The organism is Streptomyces sp. URMC 127 (assembly GCF_051386535.1).
GTDB lineage: Bacteria > Actinomycetota > Actinomycetes > Streptomycetales > Streptomycetaceae > Streptomyces.
The window spans coordinates 1-24765 of sequence record NZ_JBPQTW010000098.1; the positions used below are offsets into that span (position 1 = coordinate 1).

Annotated in this window: 27 protein-coding genes; 18 read left to right on the forward strand and 9 right to left on the reverse strand. The window is 70.4% G+C overall.

The window, feature by feature from the left end; genetic code table 11:
- Positions 1–181: 181 nt before the first annotated feature.
- Positions 182–448, reverse strand: coding sequence for a 30S ribosomal protein S20 (gene rpsT, locus ACSNOH_RS19840; protein ID WP_436722717.1), 267 nt, complete (start codon positions 446–448; stop codon positions 182–184).
- Positions 449–654: 206 nt separating this feature from the next.
- Between rpsT and lepA the strand changes: the two genes are divergently transcribed.
- The 3 genes from lepA to hemW all read left to right on the forward strand — a co-directional run bounded on the left by lepA (position 655) and on the right by hemW (position 6035).
- Complete coding sequence (gene lepA / locus ACSNOH_RS19845) at positions 655–2517, forward strand: translation elongation factor 4 (RefSeq protein ID WP_436722718.1); 1863 nt, start codon at positions 655–657, stop codon at positions 2515–2517.
- Between the two features lie 222 nt (positions 2518–2739).
- The gene (locus tag ACSNOH_RS19850) at positions 2740–4629 is read left to right on the forward strand and encodes an AMP-dependent synthetase/ligase (RefSeq protein ID WP_436722719.1); all 1890 of its coding nucleotides are present in this window, start codon (positions 2740–2742) and stop codon (positions 4627–4629) included.
- 173 nt (positions 4630–4802) lie between these two features.
- A complete protein-coding gene (hemW, locus tag ACSNOH_RS19855; protein WP_436722720.1) occupies positions 4803–6035 on the forward strand; it encodes a radical SAM family heme chaperone HemW in 1233 nt (410 codons plus the stop codon).
- A gap of 86 nt (positions 6036–6121) precedes the next feature.
- On the opposite strand, the gene ACSNOH_RS19860 is transcribed toward hemW, so the two are convergent.
- Complete coding sequence (locus ACSNOH_RS19860) at positions 6122–6952, reverse strand: DUF3097 domain-containing protein (RefSeq protein ID WP_436722721.1); 831 nt, start codon at positions 6950–6952, stop codon at positions 6122–6124.
- Between the two features lie 108 nt (positions 6953–7060).
- Positions 7061–7804: an MBL fold metallo-hydrolase gene (locus tag ACSNOH_RS19865; RefSeq protein WP_436722722.1), complete on the reverse strand. Its 744-nt coding sequence runs from the start codon at positions 7802–7804 to the stop codon at positions 7061–7063.
- Between the two features lie 185 nt (positions 7805–7989).
- Here ACSNOH_RS19865 and hrcA point away from each other — a divergent pair, with 185 nt between their 5' ends.
- The 5 genes from hrcA to ACSNOH_RS19890 all read left to right on the forward strand — a co-directional run bounded on the left by hrcA (position 7990) and on the right by ACSNOH_RS19890 (position 12924).
- Positions 7990–9006 (forward strand): heat-inducible transcriptional repressor HrcA, encoded by a 1017-nt coding sequence (gene hrcA / locus ACSNOH_RS19870; RefSeq protein ID WP_436722723.1) that lies wholly within the window; start codon positions 7990–7992, stop codon positions 9004–9006.
- A complete protein-coding gene (gene dnaJ / locus ACSNOH_RS19875; protein WP_436722724.1) occupies positions 9007–10143 on the forward strand; it encodes a molecular chaperone DnaJ in 1137 nt (378 codons plus the stop codon).
- Positions 10144–10231: 88 nt separating this feature from the next.
- Complete coding sequence (locus ACSNOH_RS19880) at positions 10232–11335, forward strand: nitronate monooxygenase (RefSeq protein WP_436722725.1); 1104 nt, start codon at positions 10232–10234, stop codon at positions 11333–11335.
- Positions 11332–12084 carry a 16S rRNA (uracil(1498)-N(3))-methyltransferase gene (locus ACSNOH_RS19885; RefSeq protein WP_436722726.1) on the forward strand — a complete coding sequence of 251 codons (753 nt, stop codon included), beginning with the start codon at positions 11332–11334 and terminating at the stop codon, positions 12082–12084. Before ACSNOH_RS19880 ends, ACSNOH_RS19885 begins: the two co-directional genes overlap by 4 nt.
- A 93-nt stretch (positions 12085–12177) precedes the next feature.
- Positions 12178–12924: a response regulator transcription factor gene (locus tag ACSNOH_RS19890; RefSeq protein ID WP_436722727.1), complete on the forward strand. Its 747-nt coding sequence runs from the start codon at positions 12178–12180 to the stop codon at positions 12922–12924.
- A 33-nt stretch (positions 12925–12957) separates the two neighbouring features.
- On the opposite strand, the gene ACSNOH_RS19895 is transcribed toward ACSNOH_RS19890, so the two are convergent.
- The 3 genes from ACSNOH_RS19895 to ACSNOH_RS19905 are packed head-to-tail and all read right to left on the reverse strand — an operon-like array spanning position 12958 to position 14294.
- Complete coding sequence (locus tag ACSNOH_RS19895) at positions 12958–13236, reverse strand: DUF397 domain-containing protein (protein WP_436722728.1); 279 nt, start codon at positions 13234–13236, stop codon at positions 12958–12960.
- On the reverse strand, positions 13233–13427 hold the full coding sequence (locus ACSNOH_RS19900) for a DUF397 domain-containing protein (protein WP_436722729.1): 195 nt from the start codon (positions 13425–13427) through the stop codon (positions 13233–13235). The genes ACSNOH_RS19895 and ACSNOH_RS19900 overlap by 4 nt, the downstream gene beginning before the upstream one ends.
- A gap of 12 nt (positions 13428–13439) precedes the next feature.
- A complete protein-coding gene (locus tag ACSNOH_RS19905; RefSeq protein ID WP_436722730.1) occupies positions 13440–14294 on the reverse strand; it encodes a helix-turn-helix domain-containing protein in 855 nt (284 codons plus the stop codon).
- A gap of 160 nt (positions 14295–14454) precedes the next feature.
- Between ACSNOH_RS19905 and ACSNOH_RS19910 the strand changes: the two genes are divergently transcribed.
- From ACSNOH_RS19910 to ACSNOH_RS19930, 5 genes are all read left to right on the forward strand, one after another.
- A complete protein-coding gene (locus tag ACSNOH_RS19910; protein ID WP_436722731.1) occupies positions 14455–14907 on the forward strand; it encodes a hypothetical protein in 453 nt (150 codons plus the stop codon).
- On the forward strand, positions 14904–15140 hold the full coding sequence (locus ACSNOH_RS19915) for a DUF6255 family natural product biosynthesis protein (protein WP_436722732.1): 237 nt from the start codon (positions 14904–14906) through the stop codon (positions 15138–15140). The genes ACSNOH_RS19910 and ACSNOH_RS19915 overlap by 4 nt, the downstream gene beginning before the upstream one ends.
- Complete coding sequence (locus ACSNOH_RS19920) at positions 15137–15442, forward strand: DUF6247 family protein (RefSeq protein WP_436722733.1); 306 nt, start codon at positions 15137–15139, stop codon at positions 15440–15442. The genes ACSNOH_RS19915 and ACSNOH_RS19920 overlap by 4 nt, the downstream gene beginning before the upstream one ends.
- Positions 15439–15702, forward strand: a complete 264-nt coding sequence (locus ACSNOH_RS19925; RefSeq protein WP_436722734.1) for a hypothetical protein — start codon at positions 15439–15441, stop codon at positions 15700–15702. Before ACSNOH_RS19920 ends, ACSNOH_RS19925 begins: the two co-directional genes overlap by 4 nt.
- A 120-nt stretch (positions 15703–15822) precedes the next feature.
- A complete protein-coding gene (locus ACSNOH_RS19930) occupies positions 15823–16143 on the forward strand; it encodes a hypothetical protein (RefSeq protein WP_436722735.1) in 321 nt (106 codons plus the stop codon).
- Between the two features lie 31 nt (positions 16144–16174).
- Here ACSNOH_RS19930 and ACSNOH_RS19935 read toward each other — a convergent pair whose 3' ends face one another.
- Positions 16175–17020, reverse strand: a complete 846-nt coding sequence (locus ACSNOH_RS19935; protein WP_436722736.1) for an SMP-30/gluconolactonase/LRE family protein — start codon at positions 17018–17020, stop codon at positions 16175–16177.
- 105 nt (positions 17021–17125) lie between these two features.
- Between ACSNOH_RS19935 and ACSNOH_RS19940 the strand changes: the two genes are divergently transcribed.
- The 4 genes from ACSNOH_RS19940 to ACSNOH_RS19955 all read left to right on the forward strand — a co-directional run bounded on the left by ACSNOH_RS19940 (position 17126) and on the right by ACSNOH_RS19955 (position 23009).
- Complete coding sequence (locus ACSNOH_RS19940) at positions 17126–17512, forward strand: hypothetical protein (protein ID WP_436722737.1); 387 nt, start codon at positions 17126–17128, stop codon at positions 17510–17512.
- Between the two features lie 38 nt (positions 17513–17550).
- Positions 17551–21837 (forward strand): DUF6531 domain-containing protein, encoded by a 4287-nt coding sequence (locus tag ACSNOH_RS19945; RefSeq protein WP_436722743.1) that lies wholly within the window; start codon positions 17551–17553, stop codon positions 21835–21837.
- A gap of 32 nt (positions 21838–21869) precedes the next feature.
- Positions 21870–22307: an SMI1/KNR4 family protein gene (locus tag ACSNOH_RS19950; protein ID WP_436722738.1), complete on the forward strand. Its 438-nt coding sequence runs from the start codon at positions 21870–21872 to the stop codon at positions 22305–22307.
- A gap of 324 nt (positions 22308–22631) precedes the next feature.
- Complete coding sequence (locus tag ACSNOH_RS19955; protein WP_436722739.1) at positions 22632–23009, forward strand: hypothetical protein; 378 nt, start codon at positions 22632–22634, stop codon at positions 23007–23009.
- 27 nt (positions 23010–23036) lie between these two features.
- Here the strand turns inward: ACSNOH_RS19955 and ACSNOH_RS19960 are convergent, their stop codons facing one another.
- Both ACSNOH_RS19960 and ACSNOH_RS19965 read right to left on the reverse strand, forming a co-directional pair.
- Positions 23037–23573, reverse strand: a complete 537-nt coding sequence (locus ACSNOH_RS19960) for a hypothetical protein (protein WP_436722740.1) — start codon at positions 23571–23573, stop codon at positions 23037–23039.
- A gap of 79 nt (positions 23574–23652) precedes the next feature.
- Entirely contained in the window at positions 23653–23943 is a 291-nt protein-coding gene (locus ACSNOH_RS19965; RefSeq protein ID WP_436722741.1) for a hypothetical protein, read from the reverse strand.
- 151 nt (positions 23944–24094) lie between these two features.
- Between ACSNOH_RS19965 and ACSNOH_RS19970 the strand changes: the two genes are divergently transcribed.
- Positions 24095–24718 (forward strand): RICIN domain-containing protein, encoded by a 624-nt coding sequence (locus ACSNOH_RS19970; protein ID WP_436722742.1) that lies wholly within the window; start codon positions 24095–24097, stop codon positions 24716–24718.
- Positions 24719–24765: the final 47 nt, after the last annotated feature.

The following is a 24765-nucleotide window of genomic DNA, read 5'->3' on the forward strand; positions in this document are numbered from 1 at the left end:
GCCCCGGGCCGTCCTTGGGGAAAGGGCGGCCCGGGGCACCGGGATCGTTCATCGAGCCGAAAGGCTCATGCCGCGCCCGCGTGGCGAACGACCGAGCGCGGCGGGGTGCCGGACCGGAGCGGTAGAGGGGTCGCTGGTTCCGATACCGGCGAAGGACCGGGGTTCACACCCCGGAGAGGCTTCAGCCCTTGAGGGCGGCAACCTGCTTGGCCAGCGCCGACTTCTTGTTGGCGGCGGCGTTCTTGTGCAGGACACCCTTGCTGGCGGCCTTGTCGAGCTTCTTGCCGGCGAAGGCGACGGCGGCGGTGGCCTTGTCGGCGTCACCGGCGACGATGGCCTCGCGGGCCGCACGGACAGCGGTCTTGACCGAGGACTTGACGGCCTTGTTGCGCAGGCGCGCCTTCTCGTTGGTCTTGTTCCGCTTGATCTGGGACTTGATGTTCGCCACGAAAGAGCCTTTTCAGGTTCGTTGGATTTCGAGATGTGTGCCGCACGCGTGAGAGGGTCGCGAAGCACAGTGGACCAGGCTACCAGCAGCCCCTCCGGCCGCCCAAACCGGACGACGGCCGCCGCTCATGGGACGATGGAGGGGTCGTATACCCGACTCCCGCCGAGACTGGCGTACCAACGCCGAAGTCACCGAATGGATCCTGCGTGCCCGCGACCCCTACCAACGTGCCCGAGCCGAGCCGTACCGACCCGGCTCTGATCCGTAACTTCTGCATCATCGCGCACATCGACCACGGCAAGTCGACGCTCGCCGACCGGATGCTTCAGCTGACCGGCGTGGTCGACCAGCGGCAGATGCGCGCGCAGTACCTCGACCGGATGGACATCGAGCGCGAGCGCGGCATCACGATCAAGTCCCAGGCGGTCCGTCTGCCGTGGGCGCCCTCCGAGGACGCGGGGAAGACCCACATCCTCAACATGATCGACACGCCTGGTCACGTCGACTTCACCTACGAGGTCTCGCGCTCGCTCGCCGCGTGCGAGGGCTGCATCCTCCTGGTCGACGCCGCGCAGGGCATCGAGGCCCAGACCCTCGCCAACCTCTACCTGGCGATGGAGAACGACCTCACGATCATCCCGGTCCTCAACAAGATCGACCTGCCTGCCGCCCAGCCGGAGAAGTTCGCCGCCGAGCTCGCGAACCTCGTCGGCTGCGACCCCGAGGACGTCCTCAAGGTCTCCGCCAAGACCGGCGTCGGCGTGCCCGAGCTGCTGGACCGCGTCGTGCGCGACGTCCCGGCCCCGGTCGGCGTCAAGGACGCCCCCGCCCGCGCGATGATCTTCGACTCCGTCTACGACGCCTACCGCGGCGTGGTCACGTACGTGAAGGTCGTCGACGGCACGCTCAGCAAGCGCGAGCGCATCCGGATGATGTCGACGGGCGCCGCGCACGAGCTGCTGGAGATCGGCACCAACTCGCCCGAGATGCTCCCGGCCGACGGCCTCTCCGTCGGTGAGGTGGGCTATCTGATCACCGGCGTGAAGGACGTCCGCCAGTCGAAGGTGGGTGACACCATCACCCAGTTCCAGGGCGGTGCCACCGAGGCCCTCGGCGGCTACAAGGACCCGAAGCCGATGGTCTTCTCGGGCCTCTACCCGCTGGACGGCTCGGACTACCCGGAGCTCCGCGAGGCCCTGGACAAGCTGCAGCTCAACGACGCGGCCCTGGTCTACGAGCCGGAGACGTCCGCGGCGCTCGGCTTCGGCTTCCGCGTCGGCTTCCTCGGCCTGCTCCACCTGGAGGTCATCCGCGAGCGCCTCGAACGCGAGTTCGGCCTCGATCTGATCGCCACCGCGCCGAACGTGGTCTACCGCGTCGACATGGAGGACGGCAGCGAGCACACCGTCACCAACCCCAGCGAGTTCCCGACCGGCAAGATCGCCCAGGTCCACGAGCCGGTCGTGCGCGCCACGATCCTCGCGCCCAGCGAGTTCATCGGCGCGATCATGGAGCTGTGCCAGACCCGCCGCGGCGTCCTGCTGGGCATGGACTACCTCTCCGAGGACCGCGTCGAGATCCGCTACACCCTCCCGCTCGCCGAGGTCGTCTTCGACTTCTTCGACCAGCTGAAGTCCAAGACCCGCGGCTACGCCTCCCTCGACTACGAGCCCACCGGCGAGCAGACCTCCGAGCTGGTCAAGGTCGACATCCTGCTGCACGGCGACAAGGTCGACGCCTTCTCCGCGATCACCCACAAGGACAAGGCGTACGCGTACGGCGTGCGGCTCGTCGCCAAGCTGCGCGAGCTCATCCCGCGGCAGAACTTCGAGGTGCCGATCCAGGCCGCGATCGGCTCCCGCGTCATCGCCCGCGAGACCGTCCGCGCCATCCGCAAGGACGTCCTCGCCAAGTGCTACGGCGGTGACATCTCCCGTAAGCGGAAGCTGCTGGAGAAGCAGAAGGAAGGCAAGAAGCGGATGAAGATGGTCGGCAGCGTGGAGGTCCCGCAGGAGGCCTTCATCGCGGTGCTGTCCAGCGACGAGTCGGGGGAGAAGGGCAAGAAGTAAGCCCGCTCCCGGCCGGTCACCCGAAGCGCCCGTTCCCACCCCTGGGAGCGGGCGCTTCCGCATGTTCCGGGCGCTCCGGGCCGCCCTCCGCGCCGTCGCCGGTCACAGCTTCGACAAGCCCTTCTCACCCTCTTACGCCACGGGCCCGGGCCGCTTACGCTGATCACTGCTTGGAAGGTTACTCGTGAGTCACCAGCAACGAATCGGGCCCCGGAGGACGCCGTGACCGAGACACAGGCTTTGATCGAGAACCGTCCGCCCTCCGTGGCGACGATCCTCCTCGAACGCGTCGGGGCGACGCCCGGCGCGGAGGCCTACCGCTACCCGGTCCCCGCCCCCGCCGGCCAGGGTCCCGACACCTGGGCCTCGCTCACCTGGGGCCAGGCCGCCGAGCGTATCTTCGCGATCGCCGCGGGCCTGGTCGACCTCGGCGTGCAGCCCGAGGAGCGGGTCGCCCTCTCCTCCACCACCCGCGTGGAGTGGATCCTCACCGACCTCGGAGTGCTCTGCTCCGGGGCCGCGACCACCACCATCTACCCCAGCACCAACGCCGAGGAGACGGCGTTCATCCTCTCCGACTCCGAGAGCCGCGTGCTCATCGCCGAGGACGCGGCCCAGCTCGCCAAGGCCCGGCAGCACCGCGCCGACCTGCCCGGCCTCGCGCACGTCGTGGTCGTCGAGGAGAAGGACGCCGTCCCCGCCGACGGCGACCCCGAGGGCTGGGTGCTCTCCCTCGCCGAGCTGGAGCGGCGCGGCGCCGCCCGCCTCGCGGCCGACCCGGAGACGGTCCGCGAGCGCATCAAGGCCCTGCGCTCCGACCAGCTCGCCACGCTCATCTACACCTCCGGCACCACGGGCCGCCCCAAGGGCGTGCGCCTGCCCCACGACACCTGGTCGTACATGGCTCGCGCCATCCAGGCCACCGGCATGGTCCGCCCCGACGACGTGCAGTTCCTGTGGCTGCCCCTCGCGCACGTCTTCGGCAAGGTGCTGACGTGCAGCCAGATCAGCACCGGGCACGTCACCGCGGTCGACGGGCGCCAGGACCGGATCGCCGAGAACCTCCGGGCCGTCCGCCCCACCTACATGGCGGCCGTCCCGCGCATCTTCGAGAAGGTCTACAACGGCGTCGCGGCCAAGGCCCGCGAGGGCGGCGGCGCCAAGTACAAGATCTTCCGCTGGGCCGCCGACGTCGCCCGCGAGTACGCCAAGGCCTCCCAGGAGAACTTCCGCCGCACCGGCAGCGCCTCCGTCCCCTTCGGGCTCGCCGCCAAGCACCGCGTCGCGGACGCCCTCGTCTACGCCAAGATCCGCGAGGCCTTCGGCGGCCGGCTGCGCGCCTGCGTCTCCGGCGCCTCCGCGCTGCCCCCGGACATCGGCTACTTCTTCTCCGGCGCCGGCATCCACATCCTGGAGGGCTACGGCCTCACCGAGACCAGCGCCGCCAGCTTCGTCAACCCCGGCGAGGCCTACCGCACCGGCACGGTCGGCAAGCCGCTGCCCGGCACCGAGGTCCGCATCGCCGACGACGGCGAGATCCTCCTGCGCGGCCCCGGCGTCATGGCCGGCTACCACCGCCTGCCCGAGAAGACCGCCGAGGTCCTGGAGAGCGACGGCTGGTTCCACACCGGCGACATCGGCGAGCTGTCCCCCGACGGCTACCTGCGCATCACCGACCGCAAGAAGGACCTGATCAAGACCTCGGGCGGCAAGTACGTCGCACCGACCGAGATCGAGGGCCGGTTCAAGGCCCTGTGCCCCTTCGTCTCCAACGCCGTCGTGCACGGCGCCGACCGCAACTACTGCACCGCTCTGATCGCCCTCGACGAGCCCACCCTCATGGCCTGGGCCGCCGAGCACGACCTGGCCGGCAAGACCTACGCCGAGGTCGTCGCCGACCCGCGGACCGTCGAGCTCGTGGAGGGCTACGTACAGCGGGTCAACGAGGGCCTCCAGCGCTGGCAGACGATCAAGAAGTTCCGGCTGCTGCCGCGCGACCTGGACGTCGAGCACGGCGAGCTCACCCCGAGCCTGAAGCTCAAGCGGCCGGCGGTCGAGCGGCGCTACCAGCACCTGATCGACGAGATGTACGAGGGCGCCCGGGAGAAGTAGAGCCGGCCGCGGTCGCTCCGGAGCCGGCCGGCGGTCGCCGAGGAGCCTGCCGGCGGTCGCTGAGCAGCCTGCCGGATGCTCTCCGGCATCGCTGGCCGGGTCCCGCAGGCTCCCGGCCGGGTGCCCTCCGGCTCGCCGGCCGGTCCGCTCCGGCGATGCCGGACAATGGACCCATGCCTTCCGTACTGCCTGACGGCGAACCCGTGCCCGAGGACGGGGCCCTGCCCCGCCACGCCCTCACCGGCGCCGGGCAGCGGCCGCTCGGGTTCTACCTGCACGTGCCCTACTGCGCGACGCGCTGCGGGTACTGCGACTTCAACACGTACACCGCGAGCGAGCTGCGCGGCTCCGGCGGCGCGCTCGCCTCGCGGGACAACTACGCCGAGACGGTCGAGCAGGAGATCCGTCTCGCACGGAAGGTCCTGGGCGACGACCCGCGCCCCGTCGAGACCGTCTTCGTCGGCGGCGGCACGCCCACCCTGCTGCCCGCCGCCGGCCTCGTGCGGATGCTGGCCGCGATCCGCGACGAGTTCGGCCTCGCCGACGGCGCGGAGATCACCACCGAGGCGAACCCCGAGTCCGTCGACCCGCGCTACCTCGCCGAGCTGCGCGAGGGCGGCTTCAACCGGATCTCCTTCGGCATGCAGAGCGCCCGGCAGCACGTCCTGAAGATCCTCGACCGCACGCACACCCCGGGCCGCCCCGAGGCGTGCGTCGCGGAGGCGCGCGCGGCCGGCTTCGAGCACGTCAACCTCGACCTGATCTACGGCACGCCGGGGGAGTCCGACGACGACTGGCGCGCCTCCCTGGACGCGGCCGTCGGCGCCGGGCCGGACCACGTCTCCGCGTACGCCCTGATCGTCGAGGAGGGCACCCAGCTCGCCCGCCGGATCCGCCGCGGCGAGGTCCCCATGACCGACGACGACGTCCACGCCGACCGCTACCTCATCGCCGAGGACGCGCTCACGGCCGCCGGCTTCTCCTGGTACGAGGTCTCCAACTGGGCCACGACCGATGCCGGCCGCTGCCGCCACAACGAGCTCTACTGGCGCGGCGCCGACTGGTGGGGCGCGGGCCCCGGTGCGCACTCCCACGTCGGCGGCGTGCGGTGGTGGAACGTCAAGCACCCGGGCGCGTACGCCCAGGCACTGGCCGAGGGCCGGTCGCCGGGCGCGGGCCGGGAGCTCCTCTCGGAGGAGGACCGGCGCGTGGAGCGGATCCTCCTCGAACTGCGCCTGGAGGAGGGCTGCCCGCTGTCGCTCCTGAAGCCGGCGGGCGCGTCGGCGGCCGCGCGGGCCCTGGCGGACGGCCTCCTGCGGCCGGAGGCGTACGAGCAGGGCCGTGCGGCGCTGACCCTCCGGGGACGGCTGCTGGCCGATGCGGTGGTGCGGGACCTGGTGGACTGAGTGCGGCCCGGTGGCCGGCTTGTGCCCACCCGTTCCGCCCTGCGGAACGACTGCCCACAAGCCGGCAGCCCCGGGAAACGGCCCTCCTAGGGGCCCACCGTCACAAAGTCGATCAGCTCCTCGACCCTCCCCAGCAACTCCGGCTCCAGGTCCTTGTACGACCGCACGCTCGAAAGGATCCGCTGCCAAGCGGCCCCCGTGTTCACCGGCCGCCACCCGAGCGCCTCGCACACCCCCGTCTTCCAGTCCAGCCCCCGCGGCACCCGCGGCCACTCCGGGATGCCCACGGAGGAGGGTTTGACCGCCTCCCACACGTCCACGTACGGGTGACCCACGACGAGGACGTGCTCGCCCGTCACCTCCGCCGCGATCCGCGACTCCTTCGAGCCGGGCACGAGGTGGTCCACGAGGACGCCCAGCCGCGCGTCGGGCCCGGGGGCGAAGGAGCGGACGATCGCCGGGAGGTCGTCGACGCCCTCCAGGTACTCCACGACGACGCCCTCGATGCGCAGGTCGTCGCCCCACACCCGCTCGACGAGCTCCGCGTCGTGCCGGCCCTCCACGTAGATGCGTCCGGCGCGAGCGACGCGTGCCCGCGCGCCCGGGACGGCGATCGAACCCGAGGCCGTCCGCGCGGGCCCCTGGGGCGTACGGGCCGCCGTGGGGCGCACGAGGGTGACGACGCGCCCCTCAAGGAGAAAGCCGCGCGGCTCCATCGGGAAGACGCGGTGCTTGCCGAAGCGGTCCTCCAGGGTGACGGTGGGCCCCTGGGCCGTCTTCTCGCACCGGATCACCGCCCCGCAGAACCCGGTGGTGACCTCTTCGACCACGAGATCGACGTCCGCAGGCACCTCGGGCGCGGGCTGCTGCTTCTTCCACGGAGGGGTGAGATCGGGACCGTACTGTCTGCTGCGCATGGAGATCATTCTTCCCGCGGCGCGTCGCGGTCAGCCGCCGGACAGCCGCACGGCCGGATAGCCGCACAGGCGGACAGCCGCACGTCACGCCGCACGTCACGCCGCACGTCACGACTCCCCGAAGCGCGCCGCCAAGGCGTCCCGCTGCGCCCGTACGAACGCCGCGTCCACCACCGCCCCGTGCCCCGGCACGTAGACCGCGCTCTCGCCGCCCAGCGCCAGCAGCCGGTCCAGGGCCGCGGGCCAGCGCCGGGGCAGGGCGTCCGGGCCCGCCTGGGGCTCGCCGGACTCCTCGACGACGTCCCCGCAGAAGACGACCTCGGGCGCCCCGCCGCGGCCCGCGACGAAGATCGCCAGGTCGTGCGCGGTGTGGGCGGGCCCGAGGTTGGCCAGCAGCGCCTGCCGCCCGCCGCCCAGGTCCAGCGTCAGCTCCCCGCTGACCGGGTGCCGGGGCACCACGAGCCGCTCGGCGGCCTCCGCCGCGGCCGCGGGCGCGAGCCCGTACCGCTCCGCGTCCAGGCGCAGCTCCTCGCGCTCGCGCCGCATCAGCTCGGCGGCGCCCACGGCCCCGTACACCTCCGCGCCCGGGAACGCGGCCGTGCCGAATACGTGGTCGAAGTGGGGGTGCGTAAGAGCGATATGCGTCACGCTCCGGCCGAAGAGCTCCCGCACGTCGTGCCCGAGCTCCGCCCCCTCCGCCACCGTCGACCCGGTGTCCACGAGCAGCACACCCGTACTGCCGACGATCACCCCTGCCGTGGCGTCCCACCCCGGCATTCGGCGGCGCGCGACCCCCGGCGCGAGCCGTTCCCACCGCGCTTCCGCCCCCTGGCCTTGCTGCCCGCTGTCCATACCAGGACGCTAGCGGGAGGGCGGTACGGTTGCCCGTCCGGCCGTGCGCGACGGGGGCACGGCGCGGACGGCTCTTGCCCTGCCTGTGGTGCACGGCCGTACACTGGCTGGAGGGCTTTGGCACTCGCCACCACTGAGTGCCAGGATCGGCCCCGTAAGACGGTCTGGACTTGGAGGTGCGCGCGATGCTGAGCGAACGCAGGCTCGAGGTGTTGCGCGCCATCGTCCAGGACTATGTGGGCACCGAGGAGCCCGTCGGCTCCAAGGCCCTCACCGAGCGGCACCGGCTGGGCGTCTCCCCGGCCACGGTGCGCAACGACATGGCCGCGCTGGAGGAGGAGGGCTTCATCGCCCAGCCGCACACCAGCGCCGGCCGCATCCCGACCGACAAGGGCTACCGGCTCTTCGTCGACCGGCTCGCGGGCGTCAAGCCCCTGTCGACCCCGGAGCGGCGCGCCATCCAGAACTTCCTGGACGGCGCCGTCGACCTGGATGACGTCGTGGGGCGCACGGTCCGCCTGCTGGCGCAGCTGACCCGGCAGGTCGCCGTGGTGCAGTATCCGTCGCTGACCCGTTCGACGGTGCGCCACGTGGAGCTGCTCTCGCTCGCGCCGGCCCGCGTCATGCTCGTTCTGATCACCGACACCGGGCGCGTCGAGCAGCGCATGATCGACTGCCCGGCCCCGATCGGGGAGAACTCGCTGGCGGACCTCCGCGCCCGGCTCAACAGCCGCGTCGTGGGCCGCCGGTTCACGGACGTGCCGCAGCTGGTCTCGGATCTCGCCGAGTCCTTCGAGCAGGAGGACCGCGGAACCGTTTCTACGGTGCTCGCCACCCTGCTGGAGACGCTCGTCGAGGAGACCGAGGAGCGTCTCATGATCGGCGGCACCGCCAACCTCACCCGTTTCGGGCACGACTTCCCCCTCACCATCCGCCCCGTGCTGGAGGCGCTGGAGGAGCAGGTCGTGCTGCTGAAGCTGCTGGGCGAGGCCACGGACTCCGGGATGACGGTCCGCATCGGTCACGAGAACGCTCACGAGGGACTGAACTCCACATCGGTCGTCGCCGTCGGCTACGGTTCGGGCGACGAGGCAGTCGCCAAACTCGGCGTGGTCGGACCGACCCGCATGGACTACCCCGGAACGATGGGAGCGGTACGCGCAGTGGCACGTTACGTCGGACAGATCCTGGCGGAGTCGTAAGTGGCCACGGACTACTACACGGTCCTGGGCGTACGGCGCGACGCCTCGCAGGACGAGATCAAGAAGGCCTTCCGCCGCCTCGCCCGCGAGCTGCACCCGGACGTCAACCCGGACCCGAAGACGCAGGAGCGGTTCAAGGAGATCAACGCCGCCTACGAGGTGCTCTCGGACCCGCAGAAGAAGCAGGTCTACGACCTCGGCGGCGACCCGCTCTCGGCGTCCGGCGGCGGTGGCGGGGCCGGTGGCTTCGGCGCGGGCTTCGGCAACTTCTCCGACATCATGGACGCCTTCTTCGGACAGGCGTCGCAGCGCGGCCCGCGCTCGCGCACCCGGCGCGGCCAGGACGCCATGATCCGTCTCGAAGTGACCCTCGACGAGGCCGCGTTCGGGACGACCAAGGAGATCCAGGTCGACACCGCCGTCGTCTGCACCACCTGCAGCGGCGAGGGCGCGGCCCCCGGCACCTCCGCCCAGACGTGCGACATGTGCCGCGGCCGCGGTGAGGTCTCGCAGGTCACCCGCTCCTTCCTCGGCCAGGTCATGACCTCCCGGCCGTGCCCGCAGTGCCAGGGCTTCGGCACGGTCGTGCCGACCCCCTGCCCGGAGTGCGCCGGCGACGGCCGCGTGCGCTCGCGGCGCACCCTCACCGTCAAGATCCCGGCCGGTGTCGACAACGGCACCCGGATCCAGCTCGCGGGCGAGGGCGAGGTCGGCCCCGGCGGCGGCCCCGCCGGCGACCTCTACGTCGAGATCCACGAGAAGCCGCACCCGATCTTCCAGCGCCGCGGCGACGACCTGCACTGCACGGTCACCATCCCGATGACGGCCGCGGCCCTCGGCACGAAGGTGCCGCTGGAGACGCTGGACGGCATCGAGGAGATCGACATCCGCCCGGGCACGCAGTCGGGCCAGTCGGTCCCGCTGCACCAGCGCGGTGTCACGCACCTGCGCGGCGGCGGCCGCGGCGACCTCGTCGTCCACGTCGAGGTGATCACCCCCAGCAAGCTGGACCCGCAGCAGGAGGATCTGCTGCGGCAGCTGGCGAAGCTGCGGGGCGAGGAGCGGCCGATGGGCGACTTCAAGCCGGGGCAGCAGGGGCTGTTTTCGCGGCTTAAGGATGTGCTCAACGGGCGCTGAGCGCCCGCAACGCTCGTAGTGATGATCACCGGACGGGCCCGTAGCAGACCCGTCCGGCGATCGTCGCCGCCTGTGACACGATGTGTGCATGGCTTACGAACCCAGGGTGGCTTCCGCGCTCGCCGGCCTGTGCCGGCACCCGGTCGTGCAGGCCCCCATGGCGGGCGGCGCCTCCGGGCCCGCCCTCGCGGCCGCGGTCTCCGAGGCGGGCGGCCTCGGGTTCCTGGCCGCCGGTTACAAGACGCCCGCGGCGATGTACGAGGAGATCAAGCAGCTCCGGGCCCGTACCGCCGCACCCTTCGGTGTGAATCTCTTCATGCCCCAGCCGCCCGCGGCCGACCCGGCCGCCGTCGAGGTCTACGCCGAGCAGCTCGCCGGCGAGTCCGCCTGGTACGAGACGCCGCTCGGCGACTGGGACCAGGGTTGCGACGACGCCTACGACGCCAAGCTCGCGATCCTCCTCGACGACCCCGTGCCGGTCGTCTCCTTCACCTTCGGCTGCCCGTCGGCCGAGGCCGTGGCCGCCCTCCGCGCCGCCGGCACGCTCACCGTCGTGACCGTGACCTCGGCCGCCGAGGCGCTGGCCGCCCGCGACGCCGGCGCGGACGCCGTGTGCGCCCAGGGCGTCGAGGCCGGCGGCCACCAGGGCACCCACCGCGACGACCCGCACGCCGACGGTACGGGCGCGGGCCTCGGCCTGCTCGCCCTGCTCGCCCAGGTCCGGGATGCCGTCGAGCTGCCCGTGATCGCCGCCGGCGGCCTGATGCGGGGCGAGCAGATAGCCGCCGTCCTCGCCGCGGGCGCCTGCGCCGCGCAGCTCGGCACCGCGTTCCTCGCCTGCCCCGAGTCCGGCGCGCACGCGCTGCACAAACAGGCCCTGACCGACCCGCTGTTCGGCGGTACGGAGCTGACCCGGGCCTTCTCGGGCCGCCCGGCCCGAGGGTTGGTGAACCGTTTCATCCGGGAACACGGCCCGTACGCCCCCGCCGCGTACCCCCAGGTGCACTACCTGACGGCGGGGCTGCGCAAGGCCGCGGCGGCGGCGGGCGACCCGCAGGCGATGAACCTGTGGGCGGGCCAGGGTCACCGCCTGGCGAGACCGCTGCCGGTGGCCGGGCTGCTGGCGACCCTCATGGGGGAACTGGAGGAGGCCCGGGGGAAGTTGAGCGAGATGCGAGGGAGCAAGTCATGACAGCGCCGGTGTTCCTGGTCGAGGAGGACGCCCTGACGGGGGTCTTCCCCGGTACGGTCTTCCCCCTCGACGGCCCGGAAGGGCGCCACGCCGTCTCCGTCCGCCGGCTCAGGGTCGGCGAGGAGATCGGGCTGACCGACGGTCAGGGCACGGCCGCCTTCGGCACCGTGGCCGCCGTCGAGGGCAAGGACCACCTGGACGTCGCCGTGACGTCCGTACGCTCCGAGCCGCTCCCCGAGCCCCGCATCACCGTCGTCCAGGCCCTGCCCAAGGGCGACCGCGGCGAGGTCGCCGTCGAGACGATGACGGAGACCGGCGTCGACGCCGTCGTGCCCTGGGCCGCCTCGCGCTGCATCACCCAGTGGAAGGGCGAGCGCGGACTTAAGTCCCTCGGCAAGTGGCGCGCAACGGCACGGGAGGCCGGCAAGCAGTCGCGCCGGCTGCGCTTCCCCACGGTGAGCGACCTGATGACGACCCGGCAGGTCGCGGACCTGCTCGCGGGCGCGGCCTTCGCCGCCGTCCTCCACGAGGAGGGCCACAGCGCGCCCCTCGCCACGGCCGCGCTGCCCGCCACGGGCGACATCGTCCTGGTCGTCGGCCCCGAGGGCGGCGTCTCCCCGGAGGAGCTCGCGGCCTTCGCGGAGGCAGGTGCCAAGCCGTACCGCCTGGGGGCGAGCGTCCTGCGCACCTCCACGGCGGGAACGGCGGCGACGGCGCTGCTGCTGGGGCGGACGGGCCGCTGGTCCTGAGGGCAGTGCGGGGGATGCTGTCCGTTTGATTTTCGGGGGAACTTCACAAGGAACGGGGATGACGGGGGTCACGAGGGGGGAGCGGGCTCTGCCATGGCAGCACAACTCCGCACACGGGACTACGGCCAGATGCTCGATCTCGTCGTCGCGGTCCTGGAGAACGAGGACGCCGGCGCGGCCTGGCACGTGATGGCCCGGCAACTGCTGGACTCACTGGGCTGCGACTCGGCGACGTTTTCGCACGTGCGGGTCGCGGAGGGCACGGGGACCGTCGTCGGCTGGGCGCCGGAGCCGCTGAGCCGGGTCGTGGACGGCCTGGTCCAGCGCCGCATCCAGCAGCGGCACCCGCTGCTGGACTACGCCCTGACCGAGACGGAGCCGGTGAACATCGCCGACATCTGTGACGACTGGCGCAACACCAGCTGGTACCGGGAGGCCCGCCGCGACTTCGGGGCCAACCAGCAGGTGGGCGTCCCGCTCGCCCACCGCAACGGCGGCATGTGCGTCGCCCTGCTGGGCCGCCGGGGCGACTTCATGTCCCACGACGTCGCCTTCCTGCGGCGCCTCCAGCCGGTGATCCAGACGATGGGCAACCACCTGGCCGAGATGCAGCGCCTGCGGAGCGCGGGTGCGCCCGCGGCGATCGGCGACCTGACGCCCCGCGAGGCGACGGTCCTGGGCCTGCTGGCCGAAGGCCTCACGACGGCGTCCATCGCCCGCCGCCTGGCGATCTCCCCCCACACGGTGAACCGCCACCTGGAACGGATCTACCGCAAGCTCGGCACGAACAACCGCGTGTCGACGCTGGCGGTGGCCCGGGCGGAGGGGCTCGTCGCCTGAGCGGGGGATCCGCGGCGGGGTAGGAAGATCTTCCTATGGTGAGGGCCGCCGGCCGTGGGCGACGCTTGACCCCGGAACAACCGAGGCCGGCCGCCGGACACGGGGGTACCGGCGGCCGCCGGGGTCGCTCGCGCTGAGCGTTCCCGTTTTTACGCGAGCGAGGAGCGGGCGGAGGCTCGCGGGGGTCGTGGCGAGTATGACGCCGGGGGCGTCACTTTCGCGGAGAAGTACGACGCCCGGGGCGGCGGCAAGATGGACGCAGGTCGAGCCCGCCTCGCAGTACGAGGACTTCTGCCAGTGCAGCGCGGTCACAGCCCTACCTCCGGCGGTTCAGCCTTTATGCGGGTTATGAAGGAGCGGAGTCGCGCCGGGGTTGTGGCGAGTATGACGCCGGGGGCGTCGCTCTCGCGGAGGAGTATCTCGCCGGTCCGGGTTGCAGCCAGGTAGACGCAGGAGGTCGCCTCTTCGCTGTACGAGGACTTCTGCCAGTTGAGGTGAGTCAATTCCCTTCCCCTTCAGATGGCCTTCGCGATGTGGTGGATGAGTTCGCGTGACGCCTTCTGGTCGAGGGCGATGGTTTCCATGCGGTCCAGCATCTGACGGTACTTCTCCAGTTGTGCGGGTGCATCCAGCACGGCACCACCGGGGGCGACGTCGAGCATCAGTGTGTCGAGTTGAGGAACCGGACCGTGGAAGTAGTCGACTCCATGGCCGGTCGTCGGGAACGTCACGCCACCGAACGGGATCACCAGAAGGGTGATGCCGGCTCGCTCGCCCATGTCCAACAGGTGGTCGAGTTGGGCCTTGGCGACGGCTCGGCCGCCGAACTGCATGCGCAGTGCCGCTTCGTGGATGATTGCCGTGTACGGCGGAGGCGTGTCGCGGTAGAGGATCGCCTGCCGCTTGATGCGATGCGAAACGCGGAACTCGATCTCATGGGGCAGGAGCGTCGGAACGGCCTCGCGAAAAATCGTGCGGGCTTGATCCGTCGTCTGCAGCAGCCCGGGAATGTGGATCACTTGAGCCACGCGTAGTGCGGTCGCGTGGTGTTCGAGTTCTGCGAGGTCAGTCAGGCCGCCAGGGAGCGTGTCGCGGTACTCCTCCCACCAGCCCCGCCGCCGCTCACCCGTCATCGCAGCCAGGGCTTCGATCAGCGCCTGATCCGCACAGTCATAGGTGATGGCGAAGGTGCGGACCCTGTCTGCGCTGACTCCGTAGCGCCCGGCTTCGATGCTGCTGACCCGGGACTGCGTAATTCCGAGCCGCGCCCCGGCTTCCGTCGCCGTCAGGTCGGCTCGCTCGCGCAGCCTGCGTAGTTCGGTGCCGAGGCGACGCCGCCGGATGGTCGGTGTGGGGGTGCTGGGTGGCATCGCGTTCCTTCATTGCTCGTACGTATGCAGGACGACGTCGCTCAAACGGCTTACTTATGGTCCGCATCCCCCGCTTTCCGGGGGATGTATCCCATGGAGTCGCTACGGTGTGACGCGGGCCACCCCAATGGCCCAATCCACGCCACCGTTGGGAGGCCTCATGGCAACCGTATCCGTAACGCAGCCCTGGACGTACGCCCTCGAACTGCCGCGCGACGTCACCGCACAGGCGGTCGTGCGGGCGGTGCTGAGGGCCGTCCTCAAGGAGCGCGGCATGGTGGAACTGGCGGGCGAAGCCGAGACGTTGGCCGCCGAGCTCATCCTCGGCGCCCCCGCCCACGCGGGGGAAACCGTGCGGCTGAGGCTGCGCGGGGACGAAGGGGGCCGGCTGCAGATGAGCGTGGGCGGCCACATCGTGGAGCTGCCGGAACCCGAGCCGTACGCTGTACCGTCCGCGTCCCCGGCCGGTTGCGCGACGTGCGCGGAACTGGAGGCCGCACGGCGGGAGGCTGAAGCCAGGTGCGGCGGCGGGGAGGAGGCGGTGCACGCCGCGATCGCGCTGCGCCGCCACTTCCGCAACACGCACCGCGTACCGCAGGGCACCGCGGGATGACCGTCGCGGTGGGCCGCCTCGTGACGCGGTGCGCGCATACGGGCGGCTGGACGCAGGAGGGCGACGCGTCAAGGTGCGACCACTGCGGCACCCGCCGCTTCACGGGCTACGCGGCGCTCCTGCTCCCGGAGTTGCCGGAGTACACCGCGCATGCGCGCGCTACCAAAGGGCGCCGGCAGGATGCGTGTCGGCGCTACGGTGGCGGTAGGACCCCGTACGGAGGACACGCATGAGCGTTCAACCCGACCACGTGCCCGCCCCGCCCCAGCCGCCGGCCCCGACCGCGGCGGCGCAGCTGATCACCCGCATCCGCTCCCACCATCGGGCTGCACAGTGGGAGCCGGCGTTCGAGCGGGACTGGGCGAAGGCCCTGGAGGATTCCCGGACGACCTACACGCTGACTCCTCTGCACGAAGTGGTGCGCACTTGGCAGATGCGTCTCGACACCGCACCGGCCGTCGAGGCGTTCGCTGCAAGTGGCCTGGACGATGAGGACGGCGTGGACCTGGAGCAGGTGCTGGGAGCCCGCGAGTGACAGAAGGACAGTCATGGCAGGTCCGCCTGTCGCCGACGGCTGCGAAGGTCGTCGGCGTTCTGCCTGCCCATGCCCAGGAGATGGTCCGTGACGTGACGGACATCGCTGCCCGGGCTCCATGGGGTTTCACGCAGTGGGACACAACGGACCCCGAGGGAGAGGACCTCCGGGCGGCTGCAGTCGGCCCGGTGACCGTTGTTTACTTCATCAACCGCCTGGCCCGGCGCTTGTACGTCATTGAAGTCGTCTGGCTCGGCTGACCCTGAGCGTCCACGGCGTTGCCGCTCCCGGAGCTGCCACAGTGGGAGGGTTGTTTGCCACTGTCCGTGAGCGCCAGCATGGTTCTCTGGCGGGGCAGAGGGCGATGGGAGTGGTCGGCAGTGGCTGTCCGGGATGGCGACAGGATCCGGGTCGAGACGAGCGGTTCGGGGTGGGTCGACGGGATCGAGGGCGTCGTCGCCGGGACGTGGGAAGGCCGCCTGCGGATCAAGGTCACCAAGAACGCCCCGCCGGGGGTGAACGCGGTCCTCCTGGAAGAGGACGCCGTGTATGACGTATACGACCGGATCGGGGGATCGCTGCAGATGCCGCTGTGCTCGTCGTGCCAGGGGAGCGGAAAGATCGAGTGGGAGGACGAGGAGGGCTGGCAGCACGAGGCCCCGTGCGCGACGTGCAACGGCGAGGGCGAGGTGAGCTGCTGAGACCGGGCAGCGGATGCCCCGCGTCCCGGGGTCAGCCGTCAAAAGCAACCGGCTCCAGGCCCTGCGCGGCGTCGGGGATGACGAAGACGTTTCCGGCGAGCGGCTCCGCCGGACCTAGGTCGCGGCGTGCTGTGGTGACGTAGAGGTCGGTCAGCCCCGGGCCGCCGAAACTGCAGGCCGTGGTCAGGGAGGCGGGGACGGGAATTTCGCGGTCCAGGCGTCCGTCCGGGGCGTAGCGCCGGATCGCCCCGGCACGGAACAGAGCGACCCAGACCCCGCCGTCCGCATCGGTGCACATGCCGTCCGGCACCCCGGCCGTGCCGGTGACGTCCGCGAACACGCGGCGGTTGGCGGCCCGCCCCGTATCGATGTCGTAGTCGAAGACATCGATGCGCCGGGTGGGCGAGTCCACGTGATACATGCGGGTCGTGTCCGGGCTCCAGGCGATGCCGTTGCTGATCCGCAGGCCGCCCGCTGCGATGTCCGGCTTTCCCCGCGGCGGGATACGGGCCAGCCAGCCCGGGGAGGACTCGCTCGCGATCGTGCCGACCCACAGCCGGCCCGCGCCGTCGACGGCAGCGTCGTTTCCGCGTACTCCGTCCGATGACCAGTCGGCGAGCCAGCGGAGTTGCCCGGCCGCTTCGGTCACGGCGACCCCGTCACGCAGACTGAGCACCAGCCCCCGACCGGCGGTGCGGGGTTTTGCCGCCGCGACAGGCTGGCCGAATGCTGTGGTGGTGTTGCTGCCGTCGGCAGGGTTGAACCGGTGGACTGTGCATGCGCCCATGTCGACCCAGAGCAACGTACGGCTTGCGGTGTCCCAGGTGGGGCCTTCACCGAAGCCGGCCTGCGCCGGCAGCGCGATCTCGACGTTCAACGTGCCTGTTCCTCTCTTCTCCTCACCGGGCGGCCGAGCTGTCAGCACGTCAAAAAACCGTGCGCCGAACCTCCGTGCGATTATGTGGCATCGGCGACGAGTGTGATGGGGAAGACGGAAATGGGTGGCGGGCCGGGCGACGGCAAGGTGCTGGACATCAAGACCGCGGACCTGAAGTCCGCCGCGCCGACGTTCAGCGAGCAGAGCGGCAAGCTGCGTGACGCCCTGTTGGAGCTGACCGACACCCTCGACGGGCTCGGCAAGCCGTGGGGCGCGGACGACCAGGGCAAGCAGTTCGGGGAGTCGTACGAACCGGCACGCACCAAGATCGAGGCCAAGGCGAAGATCCTTATCGCAGGCCTCGCGAGCATTCACGAGGCCATGGTCGACATGTCCGACGGCCACATCGAGAACGACAAGCTGATCGCGTCGATGTTCTCCAAGAAGGGCGCCAAGGGCGGCGACCCCGGTAAGGCCGGTACCGGCAAGTGAGCGTCAAGCACAAGGTCCAGCACTTCCTCGTCGAGTACATGGGCCTCTACTGGCCCGACGGCGACGCCGACAAGCTCCGCAAGGCCGCCAAGGCGTGGCGCAAGTTCGCGGGTGAGGTCGAGAAGGTCCGTACGCCGGTCAACAACCAGGCCACGTCCCTCATCCACAACAACAAGGGCGAGGCCATCGAGGCCTTCGAGGTCTTCTGGCACCGGTACGCCAAGGGCTCGGAGGACGGCTGGCTGCACGACCTCGCCGAGTCGTCGAAGAAGATGGCGGACGGGCTGGAGAAGCTCGCCGAAGCCATCGACAAGGCGATGGACCAGCTCTGGGAAAAGATCATTGAGGATCTCGCCGTCCTCGGCGCCGCTGTCGTGCTCGCCATGGCGACCGGTGGTGCCCTCACCCCCGCTGCCGGAGCCGCCGCCACCGCGATCGTGGAGGCCGGCGCGGCCCTCGGCGTCGTCGTCTCCACCACCGTGGCGGAAGTGGCCGGCGTGACGCTGGCCGCGGCGGCGTTCGGCGGCCTGGAGTCCGTGACGGTCAACCTGGCCGTCGCCCAGCCCATCCGCATCGCGCAGGGGCGGCAGGACGGGATCAACCTCACCGAGGCCGGCAACGCCGCCAACGACGGCATGCTCTACGGCGGCATGTTCGGCGGGATGGGCGCCCTCGCGAAGAACGCCGGTGCCGCCGGCGGCTACCGCAACCTCTTCAAGGGCGTCCGCCCCATGGACGTCGAGCTCGCCCAGGCCGCCCGCCTCCCCGTCAACATCGACTGCGCCCTCGACCCCATCGACGTCGCGACCGGCGCGATGCTGCTGCCGGCGACGGACGTCACCCTGCCCGGCGCGCTGCCGCTGGTCGTCGAGCGCACGCACGTCTCCTCGTACCGGGCGGGCGCCTGGTTCGGCCCGGCCTGGGCCTCGACCTTCGACGAACGCGTCCAGATCGACGGCGACGGCGTCGTCTACGCCGCCGCGGACGGCATGCGCCTCGTCTACCCCGTGCCCGCGCCGGGCGAGCCGGTCCTGCCGGTGAAGGGCCCGCGGCGGCCCCTGACCTGGGACGGCACGCCCGGCGGTGTGATGACCATCGCCGATCCGCAGACGGGCATCACCCGCACCTTCGGCGGCGTGGTCCCGACCGAGGAGCCGGGCATCCTCCAGCTGCCGCTGGAGAGCATCGAGGACCGCAACGGCGCGCGCATCGACTTCGAGCGCACGGCGACGGGCACGCCCACGGGGATTCGCCACTCCGGCGGCTCGTACGTGGCGGTGGAGACCGATGTCGTCGGCGCGGCCGGCGCACGCGTGACGGCCCTGCGCCTCCTCGACGAGCCCCCGTCCCCGTACGAGCCGCCGACCGCCCCCGGCCGCGGCACGACCCTCGTCCGCTACGGCTACGACGACGCGGGCAACCTGACCGAGGTCACCAACTCCAGCGGCAAGCCCCTGCGCTTCACGTACGACGCCGAGGGCCGAATAACCTCCTGGACCGACCGCAACGCCACCTCGTACCGCTACACGTACGACGCGGACGGCCGCGTGGTCCGTACGGAGGGGAGTGACGGTTTTCTCTCGGGGACGCTCGCGTACGACCCCGCGACCCGCACGACCACCGTCACCGACTCCCTCGGCCACGAGCGCACGTACCGCTATAACGCGGACGCCCTGGTCACGGAGGAGACCGACCCGCTGGGCCGCACGACGGTCACCAAGTGGGACGAGCGGGGCGCGGACCGCCTCTCGGTGACCGATCCGCTGGGGCGGACCACCCGCTACGCCTACGACGACGCGGGCAACCTCGCGCAGGTGACCCTGCCGGACGGCTCGACGGCCTCGGCGACGTACAACGATCTCGGCCGGCCGGTCGAGGTCACGGAGGCGGGCGGCGCGATCTGGCGCCACACGTACGACGACCGCGGCAACGTCCTCACGACGGTGGACCCGGCCGGTGCGGTGACGCGCTACGACCAGGACGAGCGCGGGCACCTGGCCGCCGTGACCGACGCGCTCGGCCACACCTCCCGGGTCACGTGCGACGCCGCCGGGCTCCCCGTGGAGATCACGGATCCGCTCGGCCACCGTACGACGGTCCGCCGGGATCCCTTCGGCCGGATCGTCGAGGCGGTCGATCCGCTGGGCCGGGTCACCCGCACGACGTGGACGCCGGAGGGCAAGCCGTCCCGGCGCGAGTACCCGGACGGCACGGCGGAGATCTGGACGTGGGACGGCGAGGGCAACCTCGTGAGTCACACGGACACCGCGGGCAACACCACACGTCACGAAGCCGGGCACTTCGACCTCCCGGTCTCCCGGACCGACCCCGACGGGACGACGTACGCCTTCGCCTACGACACCGAGCTGCGCCTGACGGGAGTGACGAACCCGCAGGGCCTGACGTGGTCGTACGCGTACGACGCGGCGGGCCGGCTCACGTCGGAGACGGACTTCAACGGCCGCACGCTCACGTACGCGCACGACGCGGCAGGCGGGCTGACCACCCGCACGAACGGCGCGGGCGAATCCCTGCACTTCACCCGTGACGCGCTGGGCCGCGTGACGGAGCAGCGGACGGACGACGCCGACGCGGTCACGACGTTCGCCTACGACGCCGCGGGCCATCTCATCCGTGCGGTGAACGCCGACGCGGAGGTCGTCTACGAGCGGGACGCGCTCGGCCGCGTGCTGGCGGAGGCGGTGAACGGCCGGACGGTGCGGTACGCGTACGACGCGGCCGGCCGCCGGACGCGACGGGTCACCCCGTCCGGCCTCGCGTCCGAGTGGACGTACGACGCGGCGGGCCGCCCGGTGGAGCTGCGCGGCGACGCGGGCGGGCTGACCTTCGCGTACGACGCGGCGGGGCGGGAGACCGAACGCCGCCTGGGCGAGGGCGCGACGCTCACCCAGGACTGGGACGCGGCGGACCGCTTGACGACTCAGGTCGTACGGGGCGGTGCCGACCGCCTCCTGCAGCACCGCTCGTACGCGTACCGCGAGGACGGCTACCTCGCCGAGATCCGCGAACTGACCTCCGGCACGCGCCGCTTCGACCTCACCGGGACGGGCCGCGTCACGACGGTGCGGGCCCACGGCTGGACCGAGCGGTACGCGTACGACGGCGCGGGCAACGTCACGAGCGCCGAGGCTCCGGCGCACACGGCTGCGGGGCGGCGGGAGTTCGACGGCACGCTGATCCGCCGCGCGGGGCGCACGACGTACGAACACGACGCGCAGGGCCGCCTGACGCGGAAGACCCGCAAGCTCCTCAACGGTCAGACGCGGGTGTGGACGTACGCGTGGGACGCGGAGGACCGCCTGCGGGAGGCGGTGACACCGGAGGGCGAGCGCTGGCAGTACGCGTACGACCCGCTGGGCCGCCGCATAGCGAAGCGAGCTTCGTCGTCACGCGAAACGTTCTTCTCATGGGACGGCACGAGGCTGGCCGAGCAGACCACGGCTGACGGCCGGACGACGACCTGGGACTACGCCCCGGGCACGCACCGCCCCTTGACGCAGACGGACGGCATGCGGCTGGTGCGCTCGGCGGGCAAGTCGCTGATCGCGGAATTCGCGGACGGTGACCCGGAACGGGACTTCGGCACGCGCTTCCACGCCGTCGTCACGGACGTGGTGGGCACGCCCACGGAACTGGTCACGCCGGACGGCGAACTGTCCTGGCAACACCGCACAACCCTCTGGGGCACGCCCCTCCCGTCCCCTGCCCCGACCGGAGATGCGGACTGCCCCCTCCGCTTCTCGGGCCAGTACCACGACCCCGAAACGGGCCTGCACTACAACTACTTCCGCTACTACGACGCCGAGGGCGGCCGGTACCTCAGCCCGGACCCACTCGGGCTGGCGCCGGCACCGAACCCCCACGCTTACGTTCCGAATCCGTGGAGCGCCATTGATCCGGATGGGCTCGCACCAGAGTGCCCGCGAAAGGCACCGCAAAGCGGAACGGGGATACCGACGCGTCAGCCTGCGTCTGTCGGGTACTCACCGACGAATAAATATAAGGAAAACTTCTTTGCGGTTAACCCGGATCTCAAGGGGAAGGTTGTCGTGCACCATGCAATCGAACAGCAGGTGTTGAATAGATATCCCGGTCTCTTTACTCCGAATGAACTCCACTCCGTCGAGAATCTTCGGGGGATTCCCAAGGGTGCCGTGAACAACTCGGTGCACCTGAGTGAGATTCGGATCCTGTGGAATCGATTCTACGAAGCTCACCCCAATCCGACACGGCAAGAGGTGTTGGACTATGCTACTCATGTGGATGACAAGGTCGGCCACTGGTTTACACCGCGTGTTCGTTAGTAGCAGATTTTTTCGGGACTTTGGGAGACGGTATGTGGCAGGAGCTGATTTCTGGCCTGAATTCTGCGAGCGAAGTCGGGCCTCCGGCGAGTCGTTCAGCGATTGACGCGATCGAGGCAGGTCTGGGCCAGACTGTTCCTGATGACCTGAAGAACCTTCTTCTTGAAGTCAATGGTGTGGTCGACGAGTACGGTACGGATTTGATCTGGTCTGCCGAGCGCATCCTTGAGGATAATGCTTCGTTCCGAGTGAACTCCTCGTTCGTCGATCTCTATGGCTCGTTTGATTCGATGTTGTTTTTCGGTGATAACGGCGGAGGTGATCAGTTCGCATTCCTGCGAAATCCCGATCGCAGCGAGGTGTTCGTCTGGGATCATGAAACCGATGAACGCCGTATGGTCGCAGATTCCCTTGAGCGATACGTGGTCAACTGTCTGGAGAGCGGCGGCGAAGATTGGTACCGGGACTAGCGCTTGGTTCCCGTCTGAAGCAGGGTGAGGGGTGGAGGCTCGGGTTGGTTCGGGATTGCTTGGGGTCGGTTGGTGGTTGGGCGCCGAACTCCTACCGTCATGCCTGCGGGTGGGCGGCCGACCACTCACCCGCCCCAGGTATAAGCCACCGAACCCGCGCCCCCACCCCTCCCCTGCTGCCAGCCTGTTCTGACGTTCGCCCCCACAAGCCGTGAGGCCGCTTTCCACCGCAGCGTGAAGACCACCGGGCCGGCTTCGAACCTCAACCACAAGGGAGTGGGGATGAACCCCTCTGTCCGCCTTGAATGTGCACGAGATGGTGCAGTGGTCGAGACCGTGCTAGTGGCGCCGAATGGCTCCTATCCGTACAGCCTGACCGTCTGCAGGGAGTCGGGTGAAGAGGCCGTTTACTCGGGGGAGAGTTTGCTGGGCTGTCTCATCAGCTTCAGGAAGGTTCTCGAACAAGAGGGGCTTCTGTTGTGCTGTCAGGGTGCTCGGAGCGATGTGACCAGCTCTGGAATGCAGTCCCAGATGACGGGGTCGAGGTGGGTGTACGTCTTCGACAGGGAGGAGCGGAAGCTGAGCGGTGAAGTAGTGGACGTCCTGGCTCCGGCGGGCCCGGAGGAAGCGGTCACTGTGGCGGAGCAGAGGGCGGAACTCTTCGGATTTCTGGGTATTCCTGATCCCGGGTGCGAATCCTGAAGCGTCTTGGAGACGGTTCAAGCCCTATCAGAGACTTCGCGGTGTGTAGCGGGGCCACGGTTTGCCGGTCTGTTCCGACGCGGCCGTCCGGAGTGCCTCCATCAGGGTGCCGCCCGGGTATTCGTCGAACCACGGGTACTTCCAGCGGTAGTAGCACGACCAGTAGCTCACCGCGCGCCGCTGCGTGCGGGCGAAGAACGCCGGGTTTTGGGCGAGGAATTCGCCGTAGAGCCTGCGCTTGGCCGAGTGCGGAACCGTGAGGCCGGGGAGGCCTCGGGAGATCGCCTCCAGGATCTCCACGACGTATTCGCCGGCCAACTGGACGACGAACGGGGCTACCCAAGGCTCGTGGGATCCCGCGACCTGTTCGACGTGGTGCTGCCGGACCCTGCCGTCGTGGTGCCGGGTATAGAGGCAGTGCAGGATCGTCTGCTGTGTTGTGGTCAGGGCACGTACCGACTCCGAGGGTGGCACGCCGTTGTAGATCCGGGACGGGATGGTGAGGGTTTCACCCTGGGTCTCGACCTGGAAGGCCCCGACCGGCGACATGGTGGCATCCGGCATGACTGCCACCACGTGCTCTACGTCGTCCGCAAGGGCGTGCGGAAACGCTGATGAAAGGCGTCGCACGGACGGCAGTTCTTCAGTGGCGAATCAGCAGGAGCAGTGCGCTCCCGGCCAGCATGACGAGGCCCGCGAAGGCGAAGCCCACGCCCCTGAAGCGGAAGTTGGTCGTCGTGAGGCCCCTGGTGGTTACGGACGGCATGGTCAGGCTGTTGGAGCCGGTGAGGCGGCGGTAGATGCGTTCCGAGCGGGCGCGGGCCGCGGCCGCGTGCGCGTCGGCGGCGCCGCCGATGTTGAAAACGAGACGCAGGCCGAAGATGACCGTGGCCAGACCGCCTATGGCGAACACGATGGGGATTGCTATGCGCATGATGCCTCATCGTATCGGTGGGGCGCCCGGGGCCTGCCCCCTTACTTCGTCCGGAATTTGGTTGTTTATTTCGCCTCGCGCCCTGGTCTGTGCATGAGCCTTGTGGCCGGATGGCCCCCGGCATCATCCCCTCGTCGGAGAAGAGGCGAACATGTACACCTTCCGCGCAGTGATCGGTATTGCCGCCGGGCTCAGTGCCGCCGGGTTCGCTCTGGCCCCCGGGGCCGGGGCTCAGCCGTCGGCGCCGCAGCCGCTCTCCGGGCCCGCCGCCGGGAAGCAGGTCGTGGACGTCAGGTCCCTCGCCGAGCTGCCCGGCATCGGGTCGTCCTCCGGCAGACCCGCCGTCGACACCGTCTACCGCACGTCCGCCTTCACCAACAACCTCGGCAACCAGTGCCTCGACGGCGACCGCAACACCATCCCCAGCAACGGCGCCAAGGTGCAGCTCTGGGGCTGCAACAACTGGGACAACCAGAGCTGGTACTGGACCCCCGTGCCCAACCAGCCGGTCGGCCACTACACCATCCAGAACGGCTACCGCTCGCAGTGCCTCGACGGCGACCTCAACACCATCCCCAACAACGGGGCCAAGGTGCAGCTCTGGGCCTGCAACGGCTGGACCAACCAGATCTGGATGTGGAACGGCAGCAACCTCCAGAACGCCCAGGGCGCCCAGTGCCTCGACGGTGACACCAACACCATCCCCAACAACGGGGCCAGGGTGCAGCTTTGGGCCTGCAACGGCTGGAACAACCAGAAGTGGGTCTTCCACTAGGCCGCTCGCCGGCGGCGCGCCCCGCGCCCCCCTCGGCCGCCCTTCCC

Excerpts from the sequence above, each read along its gene's own strand:
- hemW (WP_436722720.1), top strand. The coding sequence starts at position 4,803 with ATGCCTTCCGTACTGCCTGACGGCGAACCCGTGCCCGAGGACGGGGCC.
- ACSNOH_RS19860 (WP_436722721.1), bottom strand. The coding sequence starts at position 6,952 with ATGCGCAGCAGACAGTACGGTCCCGATCTCACCCCTCCGTGGAAGAAG.
- ACSNOH_RS19865 (WP_436722722.1), bottom strand. The coding sequence starts at position 7,804 with ATGGACAGCGGGCAGCAAGGCCAGGGGGCGGAAGCGCGGTGGGAACGG.
- hrcA (WP_436722723.1), top strand. The coding sequence starts at position 7,990 with ATGCTGAGCGAACGCAGGCTCGAGGTGTTGCGCGCCATCGTCCAGGAC.
- ACSNOH_RS19880 (WP_436722725.1), top strand. The coding sequence starts at position 10,232 with ATGGCTTACGAACCCAGGGTGGCTTCCGCGCTCGCCGGCCTGTGCCGG.
- ACSNOH_RS19885 (WP_436722726.1), top strand. The coding sequence starts at position 11,332 with ATGACAGCGCCGGTGTTCCTGGTCGAGGAGGACGCCCTGACGGGGGTC.
- ACSNOH_RS19890 (WP_436722727.1), top strand. The coding sequence starts at position 12,178 with ATGGCAGCACAACTCCGCACACGGGACTACGGCCAGATGCTCGATCTC.
- ACSNOH_RS19905 (WP_436722730.1), bottom strand. The coding sequence starts at position 14,294 with ATGCCACCCAGCACCCCCACACCGACCATCCGGCGGCGTCGCCTCGGC.
- ACSNOH_RS19910 (WP_436722731.1), top strand. The coding sequence starts at position 14,455 with ATGGCAACCGTATCCGTAACGCAGCCCTGGACGTACGCCCTCGAACTG.
- ACSNOH_RS19915 (WP_436722732.1), top strand. The coding sequence starts at position 14,904 with ATGACCGTCGCGGTGGGCCGCCTCGTGACGCGGTGCGCGCATACGGGC.
- ACSNOH_RS19920 (WP_436722733.1), top strand. The coding sequence starts at position 15,137 with ATGAGCGTTCAACCCGACCACGTGCCCGCCCCGCCCCAGCCGCCGGCC.
- ACSNOH_RS19940 (WP_436722737.1), top strand. The coding sequence starts at position 17,126 with ATGGGGAAGACGGAAATGGGTGGCGGGCCGGGCGACGGCAAGGTGCTG.
- ACSNOH_RS19945 (WP_436722743.1), top strand. The coding sequence starts at position 17,551 with ATGGGCCTCTACTGGCCCGACGGCGACGCCGACAAGCTCCGCAAGGCC.
- ACSNOH_RS19950 (WP_436722738.1), top strand. The coding sequence starts at position 21,870 with ATGTGGCAGGAGCTGATTTCTGGCCTGAATTCTGCGAGCGAAGTCGGG.
- ACSNOH_RS19960 (WP_436722740.1), bottom strand. The coding sequence starts at position 23,573 with ATGCCGGATGCCACCATGTCGCCGGTCGGGGCCTTCCAGGTCGAGACC.
- ACSNOH_RS19965 (WP_436722741.1), bottom strand. The coding sequence starts at position 23,943 with ATGCGCATAGCAATCCCCATCGTGTTCGCCATAGGCGGTCTGGCCACG.
- ACSNOH_RS19970 (WP_436722742.1), top strand. The coding sequence starts at position 24,095 with ATGTACACCTTCCGCGCAGTGATCGGTATTGCCGCCGGGCTCAGTGCC.